The sequence below is a fragment of the Nonomuraea sp. NPDC046570 genome, assembly GCF_040645915.1.
In the GTDB taxonomy this organism is placed as follows: Bacteria; Actinomycetota; Actinomycetes; order Streptosporangiales; family Streptosporangiaceae; genus Nonomuraea.
This window is the reverse complement of the sequence record NZ_JBEYZF010000112.1, coordinates 1-1,522: the sequence shown is the minus strand read 5'-3', so window position 1 is coordinate 1,522 and position 1,522 is coordinate 1. Positions and strand designations below refer to the sequence as shown.

Here is a 1,522-nt window from a genome sequence, read left to right as displayed (position 1 = left end):
TAGTACGGCAGCCGCCATTTGCTGGATGACCAGGCCAGATTCGCAGCAGGTCGATGTGATCCTGTGATCGGAATCCGATCCAACGAGAACAGCCGCTCATGATCATGTCTGTGTGAGAAGAACAAGATCGAGAGCGGCTGCCGCGCTCATCGTAGAGGCCCGCCGTGCCCAGCGGAACACCGAGGAACTGATGACGGCGTTAGCGCCGATGTTCACGCGCATCGAGCCGCGGCGGCAAGCCGCGAAATACGTCCGAGCGGTGATGTCTGACCTGCCCAAACGCAACGGGTGGACGATCGCGGAGTGGGTGGGTGACCGCAGTCCCGATGCCACCCAGCGGCTGTTGAACCGAGCCCGCTGGGACACCCTGGGCGCGATGAGCGTCGTCCGCCGCTTCGCCACCGCCCGACTGGACGATGCCGCCCGCCCCGGCAGCCTGACCGTGGCGGCGCTGGATGAGTCCGGGCAGGAGAAGAAGGGCACCGCCACGGCGGGCGTCAAGCGCCAGCACATGGGCTGCGCGGGCGGCATCGACAACGGCATCAACACCGTCCACCTGGCCTACGTCCGCGCCGATGCCGGGCACGCGCTGATCGGCTCCAGGCAGTGGATCCCCGCCGAGCAGATCGGCGACCCGGTCACGGCCATCACCACGGGTCTGCCGCTTGAGCTGGCCTTCGCCACCAAGGGCGAGTTGGCCATCACCCTGCTGAGCGAGGCCTGGTCCGACGACATCCGCGCCGACTTCGTCGCCGGCGATGAGGTGTACGGCGCGTGCACCACGCTGCGCCGCTTCCTGGAAGCCCACGGCCAGGCCTACGTGCTGCGCGTGCGCGCCACCTTCACCCTCACACTCGGCGGCGGCACCTGCCTGACCTGCGACCAAGCCGTGGCCAGGCACCTGAAGCAGAAGCGTAAGTGGACCATCCGCTCAGCCGGGGACGGCTCCAAAGGCGAGCGCACCTACGCCTGGGCCTGGATCGCCACCGCCGATCCGAGGCACTGCCTGCTGATCCGCAAGCATCGTCAGACCGGCGAACTGGCCTTCCACTACTGCTACGTGCCCGACGGCCAGCCCGCCACCCTGCCCCGCCTCGTGGCCGCCGCCGGGCTGCGCTGGCCTATCGAGGAGACTTTCGAGTTCGGCAAGGACCTATTCGGCCTGGACCAGTCCCAGGTCCGCCTCTACGAGGCGATCTTGCGCCACACCGTCCTGGTCATGGCCGCCCTGGCCATCTGCGCGGTGAGCGCCGCAGCCGCCCGGCGACGCACCGACACCCAGGCCCCGCCGCCCACCCATGCCGAGCAGAGACCACCTGAGGACCCCGGCATGATCCCGCTGACGATCGCCGAGATCAAGCGCCTGGTCAACACCACCGCCACCCGCACACCGTCGCTGGAGCACACCGCCCACTGGTCGGCCTGGCGACGCCGACATCAAGCCCGAGCCCGCTGGTTCCACCGCCGCGCTCGCCTGGCCACCGCATACACCCAGATCAGCTAACGAATGGCGGCTGCCGTA

General features: G+C 68.6%; 1 protein-coding gene. It reads left to right on the top strand.

The window, feature by feature from the left end:
- Window positions 1-190: 190 nt before the first annotated feature.
- Window positions 191-1,504, top strand: a complete 1,314-nt coding sequence (locus tag ABZ911_RS43130; protein WP_358070518.1) for an IS701 family transposase — start codon at window positions 191-193, stop codon at window positions 1,502-1,504.
- Window positions 1,505-1,522: the final 18 nt, after the last annotated feature.

Excerpts from the sequence above, each read along its gene's own strand:
- ABZ911_RS43130 (WP_358070518.1), top strand. The coding sequence starts at position 191 with ATGACGGCGTTAGCGCCGATGTTCACGCGCATCGAGCCGCGGCGGCAA.